At 70.3% G+C, this 22194-nt stretch carries 23 protein-coding genes and 1 pseudogene; 8 read left to right on the top strand and 16 right to left on the bottom strand.

Annotated features, from left to right (window positions below; all coding sequences use genetic code 11):
• The 5 genes and pseudogenes from G6031_RS18650 to G6031_RS05895 form a co-directional block, all read right to left on the bottom strand.
• Nucleotides 1-231, bottom strand: a pseudogene (locus tag G6031_RS18650) (serine protease); the annotation flags it as partial.
• A 59-nt stretch (nt 232-290) separates the two neighbouring features.
• The gene (locus G6031_RS05910; protein ID WP_179525842.1) at nt 291-1682 is read right to left on the bottom strand and encodes a HAMP domain-containing sensor histidine kinase; all 1392 of its coding nucleotides are present in this window, start codon (nt 1680-1682) and stop codon (nt 291-293) included.
• Nucleotides 1682-2365 (bottom strand): response regulator transcription factor, encoded by a 684-nt coding sequence (locus tag G6031_RS05905; protein ID WP_182617164.1) that lies wholly within the window; start codon nt 2363-2365, stop codon nt 1682-1684. The genes G6031_RS05910 and G6031_RS05905 overlap by 1 nt, the downstream gene beginning before the upstream one ends.
• Before the next feature lie 195 nt (nt 2366-2560).
• Complete coding sequence (rpmF, locus tag G6031_RS05900) at nt 2561-2731, bottom strand: 50S ribosomal protein L32 (RefSeq protein WP_179525844.1); 171 nt, start codon at nt 2729-2731, stop codon at nt 2561-2563.
• A gap of 65 nt (nt 2732-2796) precedes the next feature.
• The gene (locus G6031_RS05895) at nt 2797-3057 is read right to left on the bottom strand and encodes a type B 50S ribosomal protein L31 (protein WP_095718598.1); all 261 of its coding nucleotides are present in this window, start codon (nt 3055-3057) and stop codon (nt 2797-2799) included.
• Nucleotides 3058-3415: 358 nt separating this feature from the next.
• Here G6031_RS05895 and rpmB point away from each other — a divergent pair, with 358 nt between their 5' ends.
• The 5 genes from rpmB (at nt 3416) to G6031_RS05870 (ending at nt 5500) form a co-directional block, all read left to right on the top strand.
• On the top strand, nt 3416-3652 hold the full coding sequence (rpmB, locus tag G6031_RS05890) for a 50S ribosomal protein L28 (protein ID WP_010542299.1): 237 nt from the start codon (nt 3416-3418) through the stop codon (nt 3650-3652).
• Between the two features lies 1 nt (nt 3653).
• Nucleotides 3654-3818 (top strand): 50S ribosomal protein L33, encoded by a 165-nt coding sequence (gene rpmG, locus G6031_RS05885; protein ID WP_017836290.1) that lies wholly within the window; start codon nt 3654-3656, stop codon nt 3816-3818.
• Between the two features lie 3 nt (nt 3819-3821).
• Nucleotides 3822-4127: a 30S ribosomal protein S14 gene (gene rpsN / locus G6031_RS05880; protein ID WP_017836289.1), complete on the top strand. Its 306-nt coding sequence runs from the start codon at nt 3822-3824 to the stop codon at nt 4125-4127.
• A gap of 10 nt (nt 4128-4137) precedes the next feature.
• On the top strand, nt 4138-4395 hold the full coding sequence (rpsR, locus tag G6031_RS05875) for a 30S ribosomal protein S18 (RefSeq protein WP_007632792.1): 258 nt from the start codon (nt 4138-4140) through the stop codon (nt 4393-4395).
• 163 nt (nt 4396-4558) lie between these two features.
• Nucleotides 4559-5500, top strand: a complete 942-nt coding sequence (locus G6031_RS05870; protein WP_182617162.1) for an AEC family transporter — start codon at nt 4559-4561, stop codon at nt 5498-5500.
• Nucleotides 5501-5531: 31 nt separating this feature from the next.
• On the opposite strand, the gene G6031_RS05865 is transcribed toward G6031_RS05870, so the two are convergent.
• The 9 genes from G6031_RS05865 to G6031_RS05825 all read right to left on the bottom strand — a co-directional run bounded on the left by G6031_RS05865 (nt 5532) and on the right by G6031_RS05825 (nt 15684).
• Complete coding sequence (locus G6031_RS05865) at nt 5532-6173, bottom strand: type II CAAX endopeptidase family protein (protein WP_347238447.1); 642 nt, start codon at nt 6171-6173, stop codon at nt 5532-5534.
• A 109-nt stretch (nt 6174-6282) separates the two neighbouring features.
• Nucleotides 6283-6936 (bottom strand): 3-oxoacid CoA-transferase subunit B, encoded by a 654-nt coding sequence (locus G6031_RS05860; protein WP_182652742.1) that lies wholly within the window; start codon nt 6934-6936, stop codon nt 6283-6285.
• The gene (locus G6031_RS05855; RefSeq protein WP_179525847.1) at nt 6936-7712 is read right to left on the bottom strand and encodes a CoA transferase subunit A; all 777 of its coding nucleotides are present in this window, start codon (nt 7710-7712) and stop codon (nt 6936-6938) included. Before G6031_RS05855 ends, G6031_RS05860 begins: the two co-directional genes overlap by 1 nt.
• Nucleotides 7713-7739: 27 nt before the next feature.
• Nucleotides 7740-9389, bottom strand: coding sequence for an AMP-binding protein (locus tag G6031_RS05850; RefSeq protein WP_182652741.1), 1650 nt, complete (start codon nt 9387-9389; stop codon nt 7740-7742).
• Between the two features lie 99 nt (nt 9390-9488).
• Nucleotides 9489-10349: a CoA ester lyase gene (locus G6031_RS05845; RefSeq protein WP_179525849.1), complete on the bottom strand. Its 861-nt coding sequence runs from the start codon at nt 10347-10349 to the stop codon at nt 9489-9491.
• On the bottom strand, nt 10346-10855 hold the full coding sequence (locus G6031_RS05840; protein WP_179526313.1) for a MaoC family dehydratase: 510 nt from the start codon (nt 10853-10855) through the stop codon (nt 10346-10348). The genes G6031_RS05845 and G6031_RS05840 overlap by 4 nt, the downstream gene beginning before the upstream one ends.
• Before the next feature lie 17 nt (nt 10856-10872).
• The gene (locus tag G6031_RS05835) at nt 10873-12018 is read right to left on the bottom strand and encodes an acyl-CoA dehydrogenase family protein (protein WP_182652740.1); all 1146 of its coding nucleotides are present in this window, start codon (nt 12016-12018) and stop codon (nt 10873-10875) included.
• On the bottom strand, nt 12011-14086 hold the full coding sequence (locus G6031_RS05830; RefSeq protein ID WP_182652739.1) for an acetyl/propionyl/methylcrotonyl-CoA carboxylase subunit alpha: 2076 nt from the start codon (nt 14084-14086) through the stop codon (nt 12011-12013). Before G6031_RS05830 ends, G6031_RS05835 begins: the two co-directional genes overlap by 8 nt.
• A gap of 8 nt (nt 14087-14094) precedes the next feature.
• Complete coding sequence (locus G6031_RS05825; RefSeq protein ID WP_179525852.1) at nt 14095-15684, bottom strand: carboxyl transferase domain-containing protein; 1590 nt, start codon at nt 15682-15684, stop codon at nt 14095-14097.
• Nucleotides 15685-15993: 309 nt separating this feature from the next.
• Here G6031_RS05825 and G6031_RS05820 point away from each other — a divergent pair, with 309 nt between their 5' ends.
• On the top strand, nt 15994-16284 hold the full coding sequence (locus tag G6031_RS05820; protein WP_179525853.1) for a DUF1540 domain-containing protein: 291 nt from the start codon (nt 15994-15996) through the stop codon (nt 16282-16284).
• 49 nt (nt 16285-16333) lie between these two features.
• On the opposite strand, the gene G6031_RS05815 is transcribed toward G6031_RS05820, so the two are convergent.
• Nucleotides 16334-17011, bottom strand: coding sequence for a hypothetical protein (locus tag G6031_RS05815; protein ID WP_179525854.1), 678 nt, complete (start codon nt 17009-17011; stop codon nt 16334-16336).
• Between the two features lie 137 nt (nt 17012-17148).
• On the opposite strand from G6031_RS05815, the gene G6031_RS05810 reads away from it, so the two are divergent.
• Nucleotides 17149-18615 carry an amidase gene (locus tag G6031_RS05810; protein WP_182652738.1) on the top strand — a complete coding sequence of 489 codons (1467 nt, stop codon included), beginning with the start codon at nt 17149-17151 and terminating at the stop codon, nt 18613-18615.
• Between the two features lie 3 nt (nt 18616-18618).
• Here G6031_RS05810 and G6031_RS05805 read toward each other — a convergent pair whose 3' ends face one another.
• Nucleotides 18619-19086: an Lrp/AsnC family transcriptional regulator gene (locus G6031_RS05805; protein ID WP_179525856.1), complete on the bottom strand. Its 468-nt coding sequence runs from the start codon at nt 19084-19086 to the stop codon at nt 18619-18621.
• 167 nt (nt 19087-19253) lie between these two features.
• Here G6031_RS05805 and G6031_RS05800 point away from each other — a divergent pair.
• Nucleotides 19254-22194, top strand: a 2941-nt coding sequence (locus tag G6031_RS05800) for an indolepyruvate ferredoxin oxidoreductase family protein (RefSeq protein WP_182652737.1), incomplete at its 3' end; no start/stop codon positions are given.

Here is a 22194-nt window from a genome sequence, read left to right as displayed (position 1 = left end):
CCCCGCGCCGCCCCAGCCCTGGTTCGGCTGCACGTGCCCGTACTGGCCGGGCTGCCCGGAACCGGGAGGGGGCGGACCGACGTCCGCCGGGCCCGGTCGCCGACCGTCGTCGCGGGGACCATACGGGCTCTCCGGCCGCTGACCGTATCCACCCGGACCCGCGCCCGGACCCGAGGCCCACTCGTCGCCGGGCCGGGGACCACCCGTGCCCCGATCGTTCTCGTTCTCCATATCCGACATGGTTCCTCACCGCGCTGTGTGCCCGCTGAGACGACCGCGTCCCCCGTCGATCAGTTCGGGGGGAGCTCACACCCGGGGATGGTCATCCGCACCTCGGTGCCCCCACCGTCCGCGTCATGGATCTCCACGGTGCCTCCGTGCCGGGTGACCACCTGGCGGACGATCGCCAACCCGAGCCCCGAACCGGGCATCGCCCGTGCCTCCCGCGAGCGGTGGAATCGCTCGAAGACCAGCTGCCTGTCCTCCTCAGGGATACCCGGCCCCTGGTCGGCGACGGTCAACTCCACGACCGACTCCGACACCGGGTTCATCCGGACCGTCACCGTTCCCCCGGTCGGGCTCCACTTGGCCGCGTTGTCGCAGATGTTCAGCACCGCACGCTCGATCCCCGCGTTGTCACCGAACGAGTACCAGGGCGCCAGATCCACGTCGAACCGCACGTCGTGACGCCGCCGACGGACCCGCTCGAGGGCCCGCTCGACCGCCTCCGACACCGCGACCGGCTCCAGCTCGACCTCCCCGGAATCCTCACGGGCGAGCTCGACCAGGTCCCCGACCAGCTGGGTGAGCTCGGAGATCTGACCGATCACGTCGACCTCGAGCGCCCCCCTGTCCGCGGCCGGGATGGTCGGCGCCCCCGGCCTGCTCGCGGCGATCAGTAGTTCCACGTTGGTCCGGAGACTGGTCAGCGGTGTCTTGAGCTCGTGCCCGGCATCGGCCACGAGCCGCGATTGTCGATCCCTGCTCTCCCCCAGCGCCACGAGCATCTGGTTGAAGCTGGCGGTGAGCCGGGCGATCTCGTCATCACCCGCCACCGGGATGGGCCGCAGGTCGTCGGTCCTGGCGATCCGCTCCACCGCCCTGGTCAACCGGGCGACCGGCGCCAGACCCGTGCGCCCCACCGCCGTACCGGCCACCGCCGCCAGCGCGATGCCGGCCGCACCCACCAGCGTCAGGACGATCGCCAGACGATTGAGGGCCGCCCTGGTGGGGCTCAGGTCCTGCGCCAGGATGAGTGTCGAACCGTCGCGGACCCCCACCGCATAGATCTGCTTGCCCCCGGCCGTCCGCAGGCTCGACTCGGTCTCGCCGCGGACCACGGCGATCTCGGGGCCGCCGATCTGGAAGGGTTCGCCGGTGGCCGTCCGCACACCGGAGGGCGCGACGATCTGCGCGTCCAGATTGGGGTTGAAGGCCCGCAGCGCGATGAGGGTGCTCCGGGACTGGAGGGCGAACTCCGACGCGAGCTGGCTGTTGACCAGTTGGTCGGCCTGTTGCTGGAGCCGGTTGTTGACCTCGCTGTACATCGACCCGGACACGACGAAGTACGCCGCGACGGCCATCAGGGCCACCGCGACGCCCACCGAACTCGCCGCCAACAGGGTGACCCGCTGGTGCAGGGAGATCGGTGTGGAGCCCCACCCCACCGTGCGGGCTCGCACTACGGCGTCTCGCGCAACACGTATCCCACGCCACGCACGGTGTGGATCAGACGACTCTCGCCGTCGCCCTCGGTCTTACGCCGGAGATACCCGATGTACACCTCGAGCGCGTTCCCCGACGTGGGGAAGTCGTAACCCCACACCTCCTCGAGGATGTGGCTCCGGGTGAGGACACGACGGGGATGGTGCAGGAGCAACTCGAGCAGGGAGAACTCCGTCCGGGTCAGCTGGATCCGTCGCTCCCCCCGGTTGACCTCGCGGGTCGCCAGGTCCATCCGCAGGTCCTCGAACTCCAACACCTCGTCCACGTCCTCGGCCTCCGGACCCCGACGACGCAGCAACGCCCGCAGCCGGGCCAACAGCTCCTCCAGCGCGAAGGGCTTGGGCAGGTAGTCGTCGGCGCCCGCGTCCAGGCCCGCCACCCGCTCGGACACCGCGTCCCGGGCGGTGAGCATGAGCACGGGCAGGTCGTCCCCCCGACTCCGCAGTATCCGGCACACCTCGAGGCCGTCGCGGCGGGGCATCATGACGTCGAGGATCACCGCGTCCGGACGGTTCGCGTCGAGCCGTTCGACCGCCTCGACCCCGTCCCCCGCGAGCTCCACCGAATAACCGTTGAACGTGAGGGAACGGCGCAGGGATTCACGCACGGCCTGGTCGTCGTCCACAACGAGGATCTTCATACCGGGAAGTCTCCCGCACCCGCCTGAACCACGGCTGAGGAATACCGCGACCGATGCGCGGTCCGCGCCGGGTCCTGATGACGCCGACGAGCCCGGTGGGTCCGAGGGGACCCACCGGGCTCGTGACCGGGCGTGTGCGTGCGACGCGCGGGCGCCGCGGAGCTCAGTTCGTCTCGGCGATCAGTCGACCGACACTCAGCGGTCGAGGTCGACGAGGCCGAGCTTGGCGGCCTTGACCAGGCGACGCGGCAGCACCACGGCGCGGCCGTCGATCTTGGTCTCCTGGAGGGCCGGGTTCTCGGCCTTCCACTGCGAGCGGCGGGAATGGGTGTTGGCGCGCGAGAGGCGACGCTTCGGAACTGCCATGACTGTTACGTCCTCTGAGGTCTCGGGTGTGGGTGTGGGTCGGCGGCGGAGCACCGACCCGCGGCTCACTTGGTGCGGCGGGTGCGGTTGCCGTAACGGCGCTGGAACTTCTCGACACGGCCGGCCGTGTCCATGACGCGCTGCGCGCCGGTCCAGAACGGGTGCGACTCACTGGTCACGTCGACCACGATGAGCGGGTAGGAGTTGCCGTCCTCCCACTCGACGGTCCGCTCGCTCTTCGCGGTGGAGCGGGTGAGGAACTTGGTGCCGGTGCCCGAGTCCTGGAAGACCACCGGGTGGTAGTCGGGGTGGATGTCGTTCTTCATACTGGATCCCTCTAGCTCGGTAGAAGTCTTGGGTCTGGCGCCCGCCCCGTCAGGGGCACGCAACTGCCAGTGGCCGAACCGGGGATCCCGGTATCAGCACACGCATCGGTAGATCGTACCCGTACGATGACCGCGTACCCAATTCGCACGCTCCGCCGGCCGTCCCCACCGGCGTTGACGTGCTGATTACCGTTTCCCGCGGTCGGGCCGTAAACTAGACCATCGCTGTTGTCTGCACGTTTGCTATCGCCTCTCACGGTGCCCGCGACGTGGTGATCCGCTGCTGTTCGGCCCAGGCCGACCGGGAGCCCCGACCATCACGCGCCACCGTACGAGGAGGCGGAAGGAGAACCACGCCATGTCGGCGCATTGCCAGGTAACGGGACGGAAGCCGGGTTTCGGCAAGTCCGTCTCGCACTCACACCGCAGGACCAACCGTCGCTGGAACCCGAACATCCAGCGCCGTAGCTACTTCGTGCCCTCCGAGGGTCGTCGCGTCACGCTGACGGTCTCCACCAAGGGCATCAAGACCATCGACCGCGATGGCATCGAGGCCGTCGTGGCCCGTATCCGCGCCCGTGGGGAGAAGATCTGAGATGGCACGTAACGACGTTCGACCCATCATCAAGCTCAAGTCCACGGCCGGGACCGGGTTCACGTACGTGACCCGCAAGAACCGCCGTAACAACCCGGACCGCATCGTCCTCAAGAAGTTCGACCCGGTCGTCCGTAAGCACGTCGAATTCCGAGAGGAGCGCTGACCCGTGGCCAAGAAGTCAAAGATCGCGCGCAACGAGCAGCGCAAGGCCAAGGTGGCCCGGTTCGCCGAGCGCCGCGCCGAGCTCAAGGCAATCATCAAGAACCCCGAGAGCACGGACGAGGCGCGCATGGACGCCCAGACCGCGCTCAACAAGATGCCGCGTGACGCCTCGCCCGTGCGGGTGCGTAACCGCGACGTCGCCGATGGCCGCCCCCGCGGCTACCTCCGCAAGTTCGGCCTCTCCCGCGTCCGCATGCGCGAGATGGCCCACCGTGGCGAGCTGCCCGGTGTCACGAAGTCGAGTTGGTGAGTAGGTAATCATGGCAAAAGCGCGTAGCACCCCGTCCAAGAAGATCCGTGCCCAGGAGGGTCGTCGGCCCAAGAAGAACCCGTTGAAGGTCGCGGGTATCGAGACGGTCGACTACAAGGACGTCAACACCCTCCGCACGTTCATCTCCGATCGTGGCAAGATCCGTTCGCGCCGCGTCACCGGCCTCACGCCGCAGCAGCAGCGTCAGGTCGCCGTCGCGGTCAAGAACGCCCGTGAGATGGCACTGCTGCCGTTCACCAGCCGCTGAGCCCTTGCTCGGCGCGGTCGAACCGCACCGCACGTCCCGTCCGCGGTAAATAGCCGCCGACACAGGCAACAGCAACCCGATCGGGGTCGCGCCTCCTGCCCGCAGGAGTGCTCGGCCCCGATCGGCGTTACCGCTCCCCTCCCCCGAACCCCAGGAGTCCGCAGTGGCCGGCGTCCTCAACGGCTTCGCCGTGATCGTCGCGGTCGTCGCACTCGGGTGGCTGCTCGCCCGTTCCCGGGTCCTCGGTTCCGACGCCCGACTGGTGCTCAACCGGCTCGTGTTCTTCGTCGCCACCCCGGCCCTGCTGTTCGACGCCCTCGCCCGGACCACGCTCGACCAGGTCTTCACCGGCGTCTTCGTGGTCTCCGCCGCGACGGCGATCGTCATGGCGGTGGCCTACGTGCTCATCGCGAAGCTGTGGCTCCGGCGGCCGGCCGCCGACCTCGCCGTCGGCGCCCTGTCCGCCAGCTACGTCAACTCGGCCAACCTGGGCATCCCCATCGCCGTCTACGTCCTGGGGGACTTCGGGTTCGTCATGCCCCTGCTGCTCTTCCAGGTGGCGGTGCTCCAGCCGATCGCCATCGCCGTACTCGAGCGCGCCGCCCGGGCGGAGGGCACGACCGATGGCGGCGGAGGTGCGTTCTCCTCGGCGCTCCAGGCCGCCCGGACCCCGCTGGTCCTGGCCGCGCTGGCCGGGGTGGTGGTGGCGGCCTTGCCGTGGTCGCCGCCCGAACGGCTGCTCGAGCCGGTCCACCTGGTCGGTCAGATCTCGGTCCCCGGCGCACTCCTGGTGTTCGGCATGTCCCTCTACGGCGTGAAGGTGCTCGAGGCCGGAGCGTCACCGCGCCGGGAGATCGCCCTGGCCAGCGGCCTGAAGCTGGTCGCACACCCCCTGCTCGCGTACGCCGTCGGCAGCGGCCTCATGGGGATGCGGGGTCACGAGCTCCTCACCGTGGTGGTGGCCGCCGCCCTGCCCACGGCGCAGAACGTGCTCGTGGTGGCCACCCGCTACGGCCACGGGACGCTGCTCGCCCGCGACTCGGCGGTCCTCACCACCCTCGGGGCGCTCCCCGTCCTGCTGCTGGTGTCCGCACTGCTGGCCTGAACTCCGCCGGGCACCGCCCCACGTGCACCCCTCAGGCCGAGCCCGCCGCGACGATGCCGGCGAACACGACCGCGTTGTTGACGCCGTGGAGCACGATCCCGGGCACGATCGACCGGTACCACTGCGCCATCACGCACAGCGAGATCCCCACCACCACCAGGTAGGGCAGCGCGGGCGGGATCAGGTGCACGGCGGCGAAGACCGCCCCCGCGAGCGCGATCCCCGGAAACGCCCGGAACCTCGCTCTCAGCGCGGGTAGGACGATCCCCCGGAAGACCACCTCCTCGGCCACGGGAACGAGCACCGCGACGGCGAGCAGCCCGAGGACCACGAACGCCGGCCCGCCGGTGGCGAGGTCCTCGAGCCCGTCGTCGGAGCCCTCCGGCCCCGCCCCCAGCGGGACGAGCACGACCATGGACGCCGCGACCCCCGCGAGCATCACCGCCGGGATCTGCCACACCAGGTGCAGCGGCGTGTGCGCCGGGGGGCGCAGCCCCACGTCGGCCCACCCCAGACCGCGGCGGCGCAGCAGGTGGATCCGCACGGCGACCAGCGCCGCCACCGCCGTGCCGCCGAGCACCACGAGGGCGAGCAGGGCGGTGTCGGGTCGCGCGGTGCCGACGGTGCTCGCGGCGAGGAGGACGAGGAGGACGACGACGACGAGGCCGACCACATACCCCAGCACCCAGGCCAACGCCGAGAGCGCCGCCCGACCCCGGACCGGTGTGGTCCAGAGTCCGGCGGCGCCGGCGGGCGGTGGCGCGATTACCCCAGCACCTCGATCACGCCAGGTTCGCGCTCACCCGGTACGGGGCTCCCGTGGCGGCGGCGACCTGCTCGAGGGTCACCCCGTCGACGATCTCCACCAGGGTCAGCCCGTCTGCGTCGCGGTCGAACACCCCGAGTTCCGTGATGATCCGGTCCACGCAGCCCAGGCCCGTGAGCGGCAGCGAGATCTCGGAGACGATCTTGGACGAGCCGTCCTTGGCCACCTGGTCCATCACCACGACGATGCGGCGGGCCCCCACCACGAGGTCCATCGCGCCGCCCATGCCTTTGACCATCGCGCCGGGCACCATCCAGTTGGCGATGTCACCGGCCGGGTTGACCTCCATCGCCCCCAGGATCGCCACGTCGATCTTGCCCGAGCGGATCATTCCGAAGCTCATCGCGGAGTCGAAGGTCGACGAGCCGGGGAGCGTGGTGACGGTCTCCTTGCCGGCGTTGATCAGGTCCGGGTCGACGTCGTCCGGGTGCGGGTAGGGGCCGATCCCGAGCAGTCCGTTCTCCGACTGCAGGGTGACGTTGACGTCCTCGGGGACGTAGTTGGGCACCAGCGTCGGGAGCCCGATACCGAGGTTCACGTACTGGCCGTCCGACAGTTCGAGGGCCGCGCGGGCGGCCATCGCCTTGCGGTCGCGTCCGATCCTGCTCATCAGCGCTGTCCTTCCGAGGGCGGGTTGGTGGTGGTCTTCTCGATCCACTTGGTCTGCTCCACCTGCTGCGCGGTGAGCTCCACCAGGCGGTGCACGAAGATGCCGGGCAGGTGGATGTCGTCGGGGGCCAGCTCGCCGACCTCGACGATCTTCTCCGCCTCGACGATGCACACCCGGCCGGCCATGGCGGCCAACGGTGAGAAGTTGCGTGCGGTGAGGTTGAACCGCAGGTTGCCGCTGCGGTCCGCGACCGCAGCCCGCACCAGCGAGAAGTCGGCCTCGATGGCCTGCTCGAGCACGTAGGTCTCGCCCCGGATCTCCCGGGTCTCCTTGGGCGGCGAGGCCACCGCGACGCCGCCCTCGGAGTCGTACTTCCACGGCATCCCGCCGTCGGCCACGTAGGTGCCCACGCCGGTCCGCGTGTAGAACGCCCCGATCCCGGAGCCGCCCGCGCGCATCCGCTCGGCGAGGGTGCCCTGCGGCGTCAACTCCACCTCGAGCTCACCGGACAGGTACTGGCGGGCGAACTCCTTGTTCTCGCCCACGTACGACGAGACGATGCGCCGGAGCTTCCCGGTCTCCAGGAGCATGCCGAGGCCCTTGCCGTCGACCCCGGCGTTGTTGGAGAAGACCTCGAAGTCGCCGACGTCGCGGGACGCGAGGGCCTCGATGACCACCTGGGGGATCCCGCACAGCCCGAATCCGCCGGCGGCGATCGACGCCCCGTCCGGGATGTCCGCGACGGCCTCCGCCGCTGTCATGATCTTGCTGGACATACACGTCCTCCTTGGGTGTGTGGGCCGTCAGGCGATGCCGAGGATCTCGATCGCCGTCTTGCGCATGTCGACCTTGCGGACCTTGCCTGTGACCGTCATGGGGAACTCGTCCACCACGTGCACGTACTTCGGGATCTTGTGGCGCGCGAGCTTGCCGGTGGCGAAGTCGCGGACCTCGTCGGCCGTGAGGTCGTCGCGCCCGGGCTTGAGCCGGACCCACGCCATGAGCTCCTCGCCGTACTTGGGATCCGGCACCCCGATCACCTGGGCGTCGAGGATGTCGGGGTGCGTGTAGAGGAACTCCTCGACCTCGCGCGGATAGATGTTCTCGCCGCCGCGGATCACCATGTCCTTGATCCGGCCGGTGATCTTGACGTAACCGTCGGAGTCCATCTCCCCGATGTCCCCGGTGTGCATCCACCCGTCGGCGTCGAGGGCCTCCGCGGTCTTCTCCGGCTCGTTCCAGTACCCGATCATCACGCTGTACCCCTTGGTACAGAACTCCCCCGCCTCGCCGCGCGGCAGGGTCCCACCCGACTCCGGGTCGACGATCTTGATCTCCAGGTGCTGGCCGACCCGCCCCACGGTGGAGACGCGGCGGTCCAACGAGTCGTCGGCCCGGGTCTGGGTGGACACCGGGGAGGTCTCGGTCATGCCGTAACAGATCGAGACCTCCTCCATGTTCATCTGGTCGATCACCTGACGCATGGTCGCCTCCGGGCACGGCGACCCCGCCATGATCCCGGTCCGCAGGGACGACAGGTCGTAGGAGTCGAAGTCCTCGAGCGCGAGCTCGGCGATGAACATCGTCGGCACGCCGTACAGGCTCGTGCACTTCTCCTGCGCCACCGCCCGCAGCGAGGCGGCGGGGTCGAACGCGGGCGCGGGGATCACCATGCACGACCCGTGGGTGGTGCACGCGAGGTTGCCCATCACCATGCCGAAGCAGTGGTAGAAGGGCACCGGGATGCAGACCCGGTCCACCTCCGAGTAGTTGATCGTCTCGCCCACGAAGAACCCGTTGTTGAGGATGTTGGTGTGCGAGAGGGTGGCGCCCTTGGGGAACCCGGTCGTGCCCGACGTGTACTGGATGTTGATGGGGTCGCCGGCGCCGAGACCGGCGCGGATCCCGGCCAGCTCCTCCGGGTCGGTGGGCCCCGACATCATCGACTCCCACTCCTCGTCGCCGAACAGCACGACGACCTCGAGGTCCGGGCAGCTCGGCTGGACCTGCGAGAGCATGCCGGTGTAGTCCGAGTCCTTGAACTGGGGCGCCGCGACCACGGCCTTGATCCCGGCCTGCTTGAGCACGTACTCCAGCTCGTGGACGCGGTAGGAGGGGTTGATGTTGACCAGCACCGCCCCGATCTCGGCGGTGGCGTACTGGATCATCACCCACTCCCAGCGGTTGGGGGACCAGATCCCCACGCGGTCGCCGGTCCGGATCCCGAGCCGGAGCAGGCCCGAGGCCAGGCGACGGACGTCGGCGTGGAACTCCGTGTAGGTCCACCGGCGTCCGGCCTGCACGTCGACGAGGGCGTCGCGGTCGCCGAAGCGCTCGACCGTGGCGGCCAGGTTGTCGGCGATCGTCTGCGTGAGCAGCGGGACGTCGGCGTCCCCACGGGTGTGGGACAGGGCGGGGTCCAGTGGGGTGGAATCGAGATCGGTGGTGGTCATCTCGGTGCTCCTTGAGGGTGGGATCGGACGGCCCACGAAGTGGGGGTTGCAGTGTCGGGTGGCGGCGTGTCGGGTGGCGGCGTGTCGGGTGGCGGCGTGTCAGGTGGCGGAGGCCGCGGCGCGACGCATCGTCGCCTCGGCCTGTCGGAAGACGGGGCCGTCGACCATGCGGCCGTCCAGCCGGAAGACGCCCTGGTTGCTCCGGGCGGCGTCGAGGACCTTCCGGGCCCAGGCCACCTCGTCGTCGTCGGGCGCGTAGGCCTGTCGGACCACCGCCACCTGGGACGGGTGGATGCAGGCGGTGGCCACGAACCCCAGGGCGACGGCGTCGAGCGCCTCGGCGCGCTGACCCGCCTCGTCGGCGATGTCGAGGTGGACCGAGTCCACCGCCCACCGACCGAACGCGGCCGCCGCGAGCGCGACCTGCGCACGCGCGTGCCTCGGGACGTCGCGGTACTCCCCCGCGACCCGGGGGCCACCGGCCTCGATTCCCGAGAAACGGCTGGTCGAGCCACCCATGGCGGCCAGGAGGTCCTCGGCGCCCCACATCATCCCGGCGCATCCGGGTGCGGCGGCGATCTCCGCGGCGCGGATCACGCCCAGAGGCGTCTCCACCAGCGCCAACACCGCCGCGCCGGTGGCGGCGTGGACGTCGGCGACCTGCGCGGCCGACTCGGTCTTGGCGAGCATGACGCAACGGTAGCCCGTCCCGGCGAGGGCCTCGAGGTCCGCGGCGTGATCATCGGAGTCGCTCGGGTTGACACGGACGATCGTGCGCTCCGGATCCAGGTCGGAGGCCACGAGCGCCTCCCGGGCGGCCGGTCGGGCGTCCGGTGCGACCGCGTCCTCCAGGTCGACGATCACCACGTCCGCGCGCTCGGCCGCCTTGCCGTACCGCTCGGGGCGGTCGGCCGGGCAGAACAGCAGTGCCGGGCCGGGCGGGATCCACGCCGGGGTCATGCCGACCCCTCCCCCGCCTGGTCGGCCGGACGCTTACGGACCAGCGTCTTGCGGACGGCCCTGGCCACCACGTCACCGTGCTGGTTGCGACCGATGTGCTCGAGAGTCACGATGCCCTCGCCCGGGCGCGACTTCGACTCCCGCTTGTCCGTGCACACCGTCTCGGCGTAGAGGGTGTCGCCGTGCAGCACGGGCTTGGGGAAGGTGACCTCGGAGAACCCGAGGTTGGCCACGATCGTGCCCTGGGTGAGCTGCGCGACCGACAGCCCGACCAGCGTCGACAGCGTGTGCATGGAGTTCATGAGCCGCTCGCCGCCGAAGCCCGGCTGCTCGGCCGACCACGCCGCGTCCAGGTGCAGGGCCTGGGTGTTCATCGTCAGCGTGGTGAACAGGACGTTGTCCGTCTCGGTCATCGTGCGCCCGGGGCGGTGGAGGTAGGCGGTGCCGACCTCGTACTCCTCGAACCACAGTCCGCGCTGGACGATCTCCTTGCGCTGTCCGTCCATCGTCACAGCCTGGTCACTCATAACCCGAGACCGCGCGCGATCAGCATGAGCTGCACCTCGGTGGTGCCCTCGCCGATCTCGAGGATCTTGGAGTCCCGGTAGTGCCGGGCCACCGGGTACTCGTTCATGAACCCGTAGCCGCCGTGGATCTGGGTGGCGTCCCGGGCGTTGTCCATGGCCGCCTCGGAGGAGACCATCTTGGCGATGGCGGCCTCCTTCTTGAACGGCTTGCCGGCCAGCATGAGGCGGGCGGCCTCGTAGTAGGCGCAGCGCGCGGTGTGGGCGCGGGCCTCCATGCGGGCGATCTTGAAGGAGATCCCCTGGAACGACCCGATCTTCTGGCCCATGGACTCGCGTTCACGCGCGTACTTCACCGACTCGTCGACGCACCCCTGGGCGGCGCCGGTGGCCACCGCGGCGATCGCGATGCGCCCCTCGTCGAGGATCGACAGGAAGTTCGCGTACCCGCGCCCCTCCTCGCCGAGGATGTTCTCCGCCGGGACCCGCACGTCGGAGAACGTCAGCGGGTGGGTGTCGGAGGAGTTCCAGCCGACCTTGTCGTACGCCGGCTCGACCGTGAAGCCGGGCGTGCCCGACGGGACGATGATGGTCGAGATGGCCTTCTTGCCGTTGTCCCGCACGCCGGTCACCGCGGTGACGTTGACCAACGAGGTGATGTCGGTTCCCGAGTTGGTGATGAACTGCTTGTTGCCGTTGACCACCCACTCGTCGCCGTCCCGCTTCGCGGTGGTCTTGGTGGCGCCGGCATCCGACCCCGCACCGGGCTCGGTGAGGCCGAAGCCCGCGAGCTTCCTGCCCGCGGCGAGATCCGGCAGCCAGGTGTTCTTCTGCTCGTCGGTGCCGAAGTGGTAGATCGGCATCGCGCCGAGGCCCACGCCCGCCTCGAGCGTCATGGCGGTCGACTGGTCGACACGACCCAGCTCCTCGAGTGCCAGGGAGAGGGCGAAGTAGTCGCCGCCCATGCCGCCGAACTCCTCCGGGAAGGGCAGGCCGAACAGGCCCATCTCGCCCATCTTGGCGACGACCTCGTAGGGGAAGGTGTGGTTGCGGTCGTGCTCGGCCGAGGCGGGGGCGACCACCTTGTCGGCGAACTCGGCGACCGTCGACTTCAGGTCGGCGTAGTGCTCTTCCAACTCAGGCATTGCCTTCTCCTTCGGATTCCTCGGTGGAGGGGTGGGGCTCGACGGTCGCGAGCAGATGGTCGGCGGGCACCTGCTCGCCGGTGGAGACGTTCAGCCGGACCACCCCGTCGATCGGTGCCGACAGGGCGTGTTCCATCTTCATGGCCTCGACGGCCAGGACGTTCTGACCTGCGGTCACCTCGTCGCCGTCGGCGACGAAGCACGCGATGACCGACCCGGGCATGGGGCTGAGGATCTGACCGTCCGACAACCCGGCGTCGTGGATCCGGGAGTCGATCAACGGGAGCAGCCGCAGGTCCCAGGTGCCACCGTCGCCGGCCACCCAGAAGGTGTCCGCCGCCTTGGGGTCAGCGGAGCGGACGACGGTCCAGCGCTGTTGGGTGCCGTCGACGGTCAGTCGCAGCGACCCGCCGTCCCGGGCGACCCTGGCCCGGTGCCGCGAGGAGACCTCGGGCTCGGCCGTGGAGCCGATCGTGGCGTCGGTGATGGTCACCTCGGCGTCGTCGGGTGTTCCGCGGAGGCCGACGGTGACGGCGTCCGAACCCGGGCCGGAGTCCAGCCTGGTCCACACCTCGGCGCGCCCGCCGACCCGCCAGCCGTTGGGCACGTCCCACGGTCCGCGCCGGGCGGCCGGCACGCGGGCCCAGCGCTCCTCGGTGCGGTGCATGGCCACGGCGACCAGTGCACCCTCGGGCGCCGGGGTGGCGGTGTAGCTGTCGAGGGTCCGATCGAGCAGACCCGTGTCGAGGTCGCCGGCGACGACCTCCGGCTGGGAGAGCAGGAACCGGCAGAAGTCGATGTTGGTCCGCAGTCCCAGCACGTGGGTGCCGGCCAGCGCGGCGTCGAGCCGGGCCAGTGCCTCCGCGCGGTCGGAGCCGTGGGCGATGACCTTGCCGAGCATCGGGTCGTAGTCGCTGCCGACGACAGTGCCGACGCGCAGGCCGGAGTCCACGCGGATGCCGTCGCCCGAGGGCTCCTCCAGACCGAGCACGGTGCCCCCGGTGGGCAGGAAGCCCTTCGCCGGGTCCTCCGCGTAGACGCGGGCCTCGATCGCGTGGCCGGTGAGGGTGATGTCCTCCTGGCGCAGCGTCAGTTCCTCGCCCGCGGCGATGCGGACCTGCCAGTCCACCAGGTCCACGCCGGTCACCATCTCGGTGACCGGGTGCTCGACCTGCAGACGGGTGTTCATCTCCATGAAGAAGAACTCGTCCGGGGCGTTGGCCGAGACGATGAACTCGACCGTGCCGGCGCCGACGTAGCCGACCGAGCGGGCGGCGTCGCACGCGGCGGTGCCGATGCGCTGGCGGGTGACCTCGTCGAGCAGCGCGCTGGGCGCCTCCTCGATGACCTTCTGGTGGCGGCGCTGCAGCGAGCACTCACGCTCACCCAGGTGGATGACGTTGCCGTGGGTGTCGGCGAGGACCTGCACCTCGATGTGGCGGGGGGTGTCGACGAACCGCTCCAGGAACAGCGTGTCGTCGCCGAAGGCGCCCGCCGATTCGCGGCGGGAGGAGTCGAGCGCGGCGCGCAGGTCCTCCGGTCGCTCCACGCGTCGCATGCCCTTGCCGCCGCCGCCCGCGGACGGCTTGACGAGGACCGGGTACCCGACCTCGTCGGCGCCGGCCACCAACTCGTCGTCGGTCAGTCCCGGTCGCGAGATCCCGGGCACGGTGGGCACGTCACGAGCCGAGACCGCCGCCTTGGCCGTGATCTTGTCGCCCATGGTCTCGATCGCGGTGGCCGGCGGCCCCACGAAGATCAGGCCCGCCTCCTCGAGCGCCCGCGCGAACCGCGAGTTCTCGGACAGGAAGCCGTATCCCGGGTGGACGGCCTGCGCGCCGGTCCGGCGGCACGCGTCGATCACCTTCTCGAAGTCCAGATAGGACTGCGAGGCCTGGGCAGGGCCCAGGCGGACGGCGGCATCGGCCATGCGCACGTGGAGGGCGTCCGCGTCCGCATCGGAGTAGACGGCGACCGAGCGGATACCCGCGGCCCGCAGGGAACGGATCACGCGACACGCGATCTCTCCGCGGTTGGCCACCAGAACGGTGTGGAGTTTCTGTGACATAGCTCGACTCACATCCTGAAGACGCCGTTGTTGACCGGCTCGAGGGGGGCGTTGGCCGCGGCCGCGAGGGCCAGGCCGAGGACGGTACGGGTGTCGGCGGGATCGATGATCCCGTCATCCCACAGTCGGGCCGTGGAGTAGTACGCGGTGGACTGCTCCTCGAACTGCTCGCGGATCGGCGCGGTGAACTCGGCCTGCTGCTCGTCCGTCCACTCCCCGCCCGACTTGGTGACCTGCGCGGCGCGCACCGAGGCGAGGGTGTCGGCCGCCTGGGGCCCGCCCATCACGGCGATCTTCGCGTTGGGCCACATCCAGAGGAACCGCGGGGAGTACGCACGGCCACACATGGAGTAGTTGCCGGCACCGAACGACCCGCCCACGACGATGGTGAACTTGGGGACCCGCGCGCACGCCACGGCCGTGACCATCTTGGCGCCGTTCTTGGCGATGCCGCCCGCCTCGTACTGACGGCCGACCATGAAGCCGGTGATGTTCTGCAGGAAGACCAGGGGGATCTTGCGGCGGTCGCACAGTTCGATGAAGTGCGCACCCTTGAGCGCGGACTCGGAGAAGATGACGCCGTTGTTGCCGATGATCCCCACCGGATGCCCGTGGATCCGCGCGAACGCGGTCACCATCGAGGCACCGTAGTTCTCCTTGAACTCGGTGTACTCGCCGCCGTCGACGATCGTGCCGATGATGTCGCGCACGTCGTAGGGCTGGCGGGAGTCGACCGGGACGAGGTCGTAGAGGTCGGACTGCGGGCGGGCGGGCTCGCGGGGCTCGAGCACCTCCCAGTCCGGCTCGGGCGCCGGCGGGCAGGTCGCCACGATCTGGCGGACCTTCATGAGCGCGTCGTAGTCGTCGTCGGCCAGGTGGTCCACCACACCGGAGGTCTTGGCGTGCAGGTCGCCGCCACCGAGCTCCTCGGCGGTGACCTCCTCGCCGGTGGCCGCCTTCACCAGCGGCGGGCCGGCGAGGAAGATCGTGCCCTGGTTCCGGACGATCACGGCCTCGTCACTCATCGCCGGGACGTAGGCGCCGCCGGCGGTACACGAACCCATGACCGCGGCGATCTGCGGGATGCCCTTGGCGGACATGTTCGCCTGGTTGTAGAAGATCCGGCCGAAGTGGTCGCGGTCCGGGAAGACCTCGTCCTGCTGCAGGAGCATCGCCCCGCCGGAGTCCACGAGGTAGATGCACGGGAGGTTGTTGGCCATCGCCACCTCCTGGCCGCGCAGGTGCTTCTTCACCGTCATCGGGTAGTAGGTGCCGCCGGAGACGGTCGCGTCGTTGGCGATCACCAGGCACTCGCGCCCGGAGACCCGGCCGATCCCGGCCACGACACCGGCGCCCGGCGCCTTGCCCCCGTACATCTCCTCGGCGGCCAGCGGGGACAGCTCGAGGAACGGGCTACCGGGATCCAGGAGGACGTCCACCCGCTGGCGGGCGAGGAGCTTGCCCCGCTCGAGATGTCGGGCACGGGCCTTCTCCCCACCGCCCAACGCGGCCCGCTCGAGGCGGTCGCGGAGGTCGGAGAGGAGCTCCTCGTGCGCCTGGCGATTGGTGGTCGGGTGATCGGTGGTCGCGGAAGTCATCAGCGCCGCTCCCTTTCAGTTAAGTCGGATTAACTGAGTTCGACCATAGTGCCATGGCTCACAGATGTCCAGAGGGGGATCGGAGACCACACACGCCACCGGGAGGCGGCGGGGGTACGCGGTCCGCGGAGCTCACACCGCGGACATTCAGGGAAAGCGCTGGTCAGATGCTTAGGCTAACCTGACCTAGCACAGGCTCTCCTTGCTTGCAAGTCGAGCCGATCAGGGGTTGACTCGGTGACACCCGACGGTCCGCGGCAACCGGATCGGCACCACCGGGAACACCCACCGATACGAGGAGCAACCGCCATGGCCACTCTCACCGGAATCAGCAACTGCACCGTCACCACGTGCTCGTTCAACGCCGACGCGGACTGCACGGCCCCGGCGATCACCGTGGCGGGATCACCCGACCACGCCGAGTGCGGGACGTTCATCTCGCTCGACGTACGGGGCGGCCTCCCCACCGCGAGCGCGCACGTCGGCGCCTGTCAGCGCGTGGAGTGCACGCACAACAAGGACCTGCTCTGCTCGGCGGAGTCCGTGACGATCGGCTCCGGCGCGGACACCGCCGATTGCCTCACCTACTCCCCCGCGTAGGCGCCGCCGGCACGTGGGCCGGGGCGTCGGCCGGGATGTGGCCCGGGACTCAGCTCGCCCGGGCCACGTACTGGCCCATCTCGCGGACCACGTCCCCGACGGACTGCGCCCGGGTCATGAACGGCAGGTGCACGACATCGGCGTCGCGCCCGAGTGCGGTGAGAAGGTGGAGGCCGTCCGGGTCGACACCGAGGACGAACGGCGGGTGAGCCGGGTCGCCCGATCCCGCCAGGATCGCCAGGTGTTCCCCGAATCGCGCCCGGATCTCGTCCGCGAGACCGGGCGCCTCGGACGCCAGCGGGTCCGAGGGCACCGCGTCCAGGTCGCGGGCGAGAACCGTCCCCTCGTGGCCGAGACGGCGCACCTGCAGCTCGCCGAGCTCGATCTCGATCTCGACGACCCACCCCTCGCCCTGGCGCGCCGCACGCGCCACCCCGAAACCGTAGAGGCTGGCGACGTGCACCTTCGCCTCGACGATCGGAGCGAACTCGTCGATCATCACGACCACCTCGACCGAGGAGCCCGGCTCCACGATCAGACCGGACCACGGTGCGGGGGCCCCGGTGACGACGACGGCGCCTCCACCGATCCAGCGGTGCTGAGCGGAGACCATGACGTCCGAGCGGTCCCGGGTGCCGCGGACGGCGACCGTGGCGATGCCCGCCCCGTCCAGGAGACGTCGGGCGCCCGTCACGACCGGATCCGACACGATCGGGTGCACTGCCATTGTTCGCCCTCCACGGGTCGCCAGCTACACGGCGAGATCTCGGGTACGAGAATAAGGTGACGCTCGCCTAAGTAAGGTACACCTAAGATGCACGAGTAGCCCGGCCGTTGTCAAGGGGGACGCCCTACAGTGGACGCGTGACCGACACCACAGCCGATGCCGTCGCCGATCCGACCCCCGCCGGACCGCCGCGCCGCGTGCACGCCTTCCGCGACGATGCGCTCGGGTACGACGACGCCTCCGCCCTCGCGGAGAGAGTTCGCAGGCGGGAGGTCTCACCCGCGGAACTGGTCGAGGCCGCCATCGAGCGTTGCGCCACGGTGGACCCCGTTCTGGGCGCCCTGGTGCACACCGACTACGACCGCGCGCGCCACCGGGCGGAGTGGGTCCGGAACTCCCAGCTCTCCGCCCCGCTCGCCGGCGTGCCGTCGGCGTTCAAGGACGCGGTCCGGGTGGAGGGTCTGCCCATGACGCTCGGCTCGTCGGCGGTCCCCACCCGACCAGCCCTCCACGACGGCCCCTACGCACCGCTCTTCCGTGCGACCGGACTGATCCCGGTGGGCACGACCGCGATGCCGCCGTTCGGCTGGACCGCCGCCACCGAGCGACAGGGCGGGCTCGTCACCCGGAACCCGTGGGACACCGGCCGCACCAGCGGCGGGTCCTCGGGGGGATCCGCCTCACTGGTGGCCGCCGGCGCGTTGCCGATCGCGCACGCCAATGACGGCGGTGGGTCGATCCGGATCCCCGCGGCGGTCACCGGCCTGGTGGGGTTCAAGCCCAGTCGGGGCAGACACCCCGACGAGAAGTTCTCGGCGAACATGCCGATCCCGATCATCTCCCAGTCCGTGGTCACCCGGTCCGTTCGCGACACGGTGGCGTTCCTGACCGCCTTCGAAGCGGGACACCGTCCGGTGGGGGTCCCACCGCTGGGTACGGTCGCGCAGGCCCCCGGGCGCCGGCTGCGGATCGGCCTCGTCGAACACAGTCCCGCGGGCGACCCGACCGATGCCGCCACCCTGGCGGTGTTGCGGGAGGCCGCCGACCGGCTGGCGGCGTTGGGCCATGAGATCGTGCCGACCACCGCGCCGGTCCCGGACTCGTTCCGCGAGGACTTCATCGCCTACTGGGGCCTGCTCGCCCTGGGCACCTCCTCGGGCGGCCGGGGCATGTTCAGTCCGGAGTTCGCGGCGGAGCGGCTCGACCCGTTCACGATCGGCCTCGCCGCGATGGCCAGGCGGGGTCTGCCCTCGCTGCCCCTGCACCTGTACCGCCTCTACCGGACCAGACGGCGGTTCGACTCGGCGTTCGGCGAGTTCGACGTCTACCTCAACCCGGTGGTCAACCACGAGACCCCCGAGGTCGGGTACCTGGATGCGGACCTGCCCTACGAGACCCACCTCGAGCGGGTCTCCAACTGGGTCACCTTCACGCCCCTCCAGAACATCGCGGGGTCGCCCGCCGTCTCGCTTCCCACCGGCCTGGCGCCGGACGGCCTGCCCATCGGCGTGCACCTGTCGGCGAGGATCGGCCACGATCGACTGCTCCTCGAACTCGCCTCCGAGTACGAGCAGGCCTATCCGTTCGCCCGCATCTGGGAGTGAACCTCAGTCGTCCAGCAGCTGGGCGACACGCGGGCCGACCCGTCGCCGCAGGACCACCTCGGTGCGGGTGCGCAGGACACCCGGGGTGGCGATGATGGCGCTGAAGACCTCCTCGAGATGCGAGTGGTCCCGGGCCACGACACGGCAGACGATGTCGAACTCCCCCGCCACGCTCATCACCTCGAGGACCTCGCGCACCTCCGCCAGGCCCGTACAGGTCGCCTGCAGCTTCGCCTGCGCGACCTGGATGTGGACCAGCGCCGAGAGCGGGAACCCGAGCGCCGCCGGATCGAGGGTCGGCGCCCACGACGCGATCACCCCCCGCGCCTCGAGCTTGTCCAACCGCGCCTGCGCCGTCCCGCGGGCCACCCCGAGGCGGCGGGAGAACTCGCGCACCCCGACCCTGGGGCCCGCCAGGACGATCTTCAGGAGTCGTCGGTCGGTGTGATCCAGATCGGCAGGCGCGTCCATGTGTCCATGCTAATCCGGTGGGCACTGCGCATTGTGTCCATCTCGCGGCGGAATGTGGCCGACATCCTGCACATGGTGCACTGCATCGCGCTGGCCACGTGACGCGCATCACCCACACGCCTAGCCTGGAGACACAGCCACTGTCGTCAGAAGGCCAGGTGTGACAGATGACCTCCCTACTCCACCCCTCGAGCGGCTCCCACGATGATCTGCCCCGAACCGGGCGGGCGGACGCCACCTCGTTCTCGCTCTCCGACCGCTACACGCGGGAGAGCGGCACGGTGTTCCTCACCGGCATCCAGGCCCTCGTCCGCACGGTCCGCGACCGCGCCCGACTGGACCGCAGGCAGAACCTGCTCACCGCCAGTCTCGTCAGTGGTTACGAGGGCTCGCCGCTGGCCGGCTACGACCTCGAGCTGGCCAGGCGCGGGACGTTCCTCGACCCGTTCGACGTGGTCCACCGCCCCGCCCTCAACGAGGAGGCCGCCGCCACGGCCGTCATGGGGTCGCAGCTCGCGCGACGCACGGGGACCCTACGCGCGACGGCCCACACCGGAGGCGCGCCACTGCAGGGCGTCGTCGGGTACTGGTACGGCAAGGCCCCCGGCCTGGACCGCGCGACGGACGCGATCCGCCACGCCAACCTCATCGGCACCGACCCCCACGGGGGCGCGGTGGCGCTGGTCGGTGACGACCCCGGAGCCAAGTCCTCCACCGTGCCGTGCTCGTCCGAGCTCGCGCTGGCAGACCTCTACCTCCCCACGCTCTACCCCGCGGACTCCCAGGACGTGCTGGACTTCGGCGTCCACGCTGCGATCCTCTCCCGGGTCTCGGGCCTGTGGTCGGCCCTGAAGATCTCCTCGCACGTCGCGGACGCCTCGTCCACCGCGCTGGTGGACCCGGATCGGATCCTGCCCGTCTACGGCGATCTGGGTACGAGTCCCCACGTGCCCTCGGGCCAGTTGCTCGGGTCCAGCCTCATGGAGTTGGAGCAGAACCAGCTCACGATCCGGATCCCCCGCGCGCTGGAGTACGCCCGGCTCAACCGACTCAACCGGATCGTGCAGTCGACCGCCGACGACCGGATCGGGATCGTCGCCGCCGGGAAGAGCTACCTCGACGTCCGCGAGTCGCTGCGCAGGTTGGGTCTCGACGACGCCGAGCTCGCCCGACGCGGCATCCGGATCCTCAAACTCGGCATGGTCTACCCGATCGAGCGCACGGTCCTCGACGAGTTCATGACCGGCCTCGACGAGGTGATCGTGGTGGAGGAGAAGCGCGACTTCATCGAGACGATGATCCGCGAGATCCACTTCCGACGGCCAGACGTCGCGAACGTCGTGGGCAAGACCCATGAGGACGGCTCCACCCTGTTCAGCCGCTTCGGTGAACTCGACGTCGACGCCGTGACCCGGGGCCTGGCGCAACGGCTGGGCCGCGTCCACGGGATAGAGTCGGCGGCCGCCTGGCTCGACGGACCGGGCCGCGGCCGCTCGCGGATCTCCCTGCCGCTGGCCACCACCCGCACCCCCTACTTCTGCTCGGGGTGCCCCCACAACAGCTCCACCAAGGTGGCGGACGGGACGCTCGTGGGCGGCGGCATCGGCTGCCACGCGATGGTCCTGCTCATGGACGAGGACCAGGTCGGCACCGTCACCGGGGTCACCCAGATGGGTGGCGAGGGACTCCAGTGGACCGGTATGGCCCCGTTCCTGACCGAACGCCACATGGTGCAGAACATCGGCGACGGCACGTTCATGCACTCGGGTTCCCTCGCCCTCCGCGCGGCCGTCGCCTCGGGCGACAACATCACCTACAAACTCCTCTACAACGGGACGGTGGCCATGACGGGCGGCCAGGACCCGGTCGGCGAGATGTCCCTGCCGGAGATCCTCCGGCTCCTGCAGGCGGAGAGGGTCGCCCGGATCGTCGTCACCACCGACGACGTCAAGGCCACGAGGTCCCAGGGACTGCCCCGCGGCATCGAGGTCCGCGACCGCCGGGACACGCTCGAGGTCCAGAAGGAGCTGGCCGCGGTCCCCGGGGTGACCGTGCTGGTCCACGACCAGTTCTGCGCGGCCGAGAAGCGCCGCCACCGCAAGCGCGGAACCTACCCCACCCCGGCGGAGCGGGTGATGATCAACGAGCGCATCTGCGAGGGGTGCGGCGACTGCGGGAAGAAGTCCAACTGCCTGTCGGTCCATCCGGTGGACACCGAGTTCGGTCGCAAGACCCGGATCGACCAGTCGACCTGCAACTTCGACTTCTCGTGCCTGGAGGGCGACTGCCCGGCCTTCGTCACCGTGGTGCCGGGCGCCGGGACCGAGCGCGTGGCGACCGCACCGGAACTGGACTCCGCCGCCCTCCCGGAACCGGACCGGGTCGCGGTCGACGCCGACCGCGGCTTCTCGCTGCGCCTCACCGGGATCGGTGGGACAGGGATCGTCACCGTCTCGGCCGTACTGGCGACCGCCGCCGTGCTCGACGGCAACTCCGCCCGCACGCTCGACATGACGGGTCTGGCGCAGAAGGGTGGCGCGGTGGTCTCCGATGTCCGGGTGGCGCGGACGCCACTCGAGCAACCCCCCAAGATCGGGGCCGGGGACTGCGACCTCTACCTGTGTTGTGACGGGCTCGTGGGCGCGGACGACGCCAACCTCAAGGTCGCCCACCCGGACCGCACCACCGCGGTGGTCTCCACCACCCGGATCCCCACGGGGACCATGGTGATCGACACCGCCGTGCACTACCCGTCCACACCGGACATCCAGGCGGCCATCGACCGGGCCTCCGGGCGGGGCGTCTACCTCAACCCCGGCGAGATCACGGAGAACCTCTTCGGGTCCACGCAGGCGTCCAACATGCTCATGGTGGGGGCGGCGTACCAGAGCGGCGCCCTGCCGATCTCCGCCCGGGCCATCGAGCAGGCGATCGAGCTCAACGGAGTCGCGGTCGTGGCGAACATCCAGGCCTTCCGGCGTGGCCGCCAGGCCGTCGCCGATCCCGGGGCCCTGGCAGCGCTGGTCGCGGATCTGCACCGGCCGGTGTCGACCGCGACGCCGGACCTGCACGAGCCGTCCCCCGCCGCGCGGCGTCTGCTCGCCGGCC

Source organism: Dietzia sp. CQ4, assembly GCF_014145125.1.
Classification (GTDB): Bacteria; Actinomycetota; Actinomycetes; order Mycobacteriales; family Mycobacteriaceae; genus Dietzia; species Dietzia natronolimnaea.
The sequence above is the reverse complement of the archived record's forward strand: the minus strand, read 5'-3'. Positions and strand labels throughout refer to the sequence as shown.

Bases quoted from the DNA above. Each gene is read 5' to 3' on its own strand.
- G6031_RS05905 (WP_182617164.1), bottom strand. From the start codon at position 2,365: ATGAAGATCCTCGTTGTGGACGACGACCAGGCCGTGCGTGAATCCCTG.
- rpmF (WP_179525844.1), bottom strand. From the start codon at position 2,731: ATGGCAGTTCCGAAGCGTCGCCTCTCGCGCGCCAACACCCATTCCCGC.
- G6031_RS05895 (WP_095718598.1), bottom strand. From the start codon at position 3,057: ATGAAGAACGACATCCACCCCGACTACCACCCGGTGGTCTTCCAGGAC.
- rpmB (WP_010542299.1), top strand. From the start codon at position 3,416: ATGTCGGCGCATTGCCAGGTAACGGGACGGAAGCCGGGTTTCGGCAAG.
- rpmG (WP_017836290.1), top strand. From the start codon at position 3,654: ATGGCACGTAACGACGTTCGACCCATCATCAAGCTCAAGTCCACGGCC.
- rpsR (WP_007632792.1), top strand. From the start codon at position 4,138: ATGGCAAAAGCGCGTAGCACCCCGTCCAAGAAGATCCGTGCCCAGGAG.
- G6031_RS05860 (WP_182652742.1), bottom strand. From the start codon at position 6,936: ATGAGCAGGATCGGACGCGACCGCAAGGCGATGGCCGCCCGCGCGGCC.
- G6031_RS05855 (WP_179525847.1), bottom strand. From the start codon at position 7,712: ATGTCCAGCAAGATCATGACAGCGGCGGAGGCCGTCGCGGACATCCCG.
- G6031_RS05850 (WP_182652741.1), bottom strand. From the start codon at position 9,389: ATGACCACCACCGATCTCGATTCCACCCCACTGGACCCCGCCCTGTCC.
- G6031_RS05845 (WP_179525849.1), bottom strand. From the start codon at position 10,349: ATGACCCCGGCGTGGATCCCGCCCGGCCCGGCACTGCTGTTCTGCCCG.
- G6031_RS05840 (WP_179526313.1), bottom strand. From the start codon at position 10,855: ATGGACGGACAGCGCAAGGAGATCGTCCAGCGCGGACTGTGGTTCGAG.
- G6031_RS05835 (WP_182652740.1), bottom strand. From the start codon at position 12,018: ATGCCTGAGTTGGAAGAGCACTACGCCGACCTGAAGTCGACGGTCGCC.
- G6031_RS05830 (WP_182652739.1), bottom strand. From the start codon at position 14,086: ATGTCACAGAAACTCCACACCGTTCTGGTGGCCAACCGCGGAGAGATC.
- G6031_RS05825 (WP_179525852.1), bottom strand. From the start codon at position 15,684: ATGACTTCCGCGACCACCGATCACCCGACCACCAATCGCCAGGCGCAC.
- G6031_RS05820 (WP_179525853.1), top strand. From the start codon at position 15,994: ATGGCCACTCTCACCGGAATCAGCAACTGCACCGTCACCACGTGCTCG.
- G6031_RS05815 (WP_179525854.1), bottom strand. From the start codon at position 17,011: ATGGCAGTGCACCCGATCGTGTCGGATCCGGTCGTGACGGGCGCCCGA.
- G6031_RS05805 (WP_179525856.1), bottom strand. From the start codon at position 19,086: ATGGACGCGCCTGCCGATCTGGATCACACCGACCGACGACTCCTGAAG.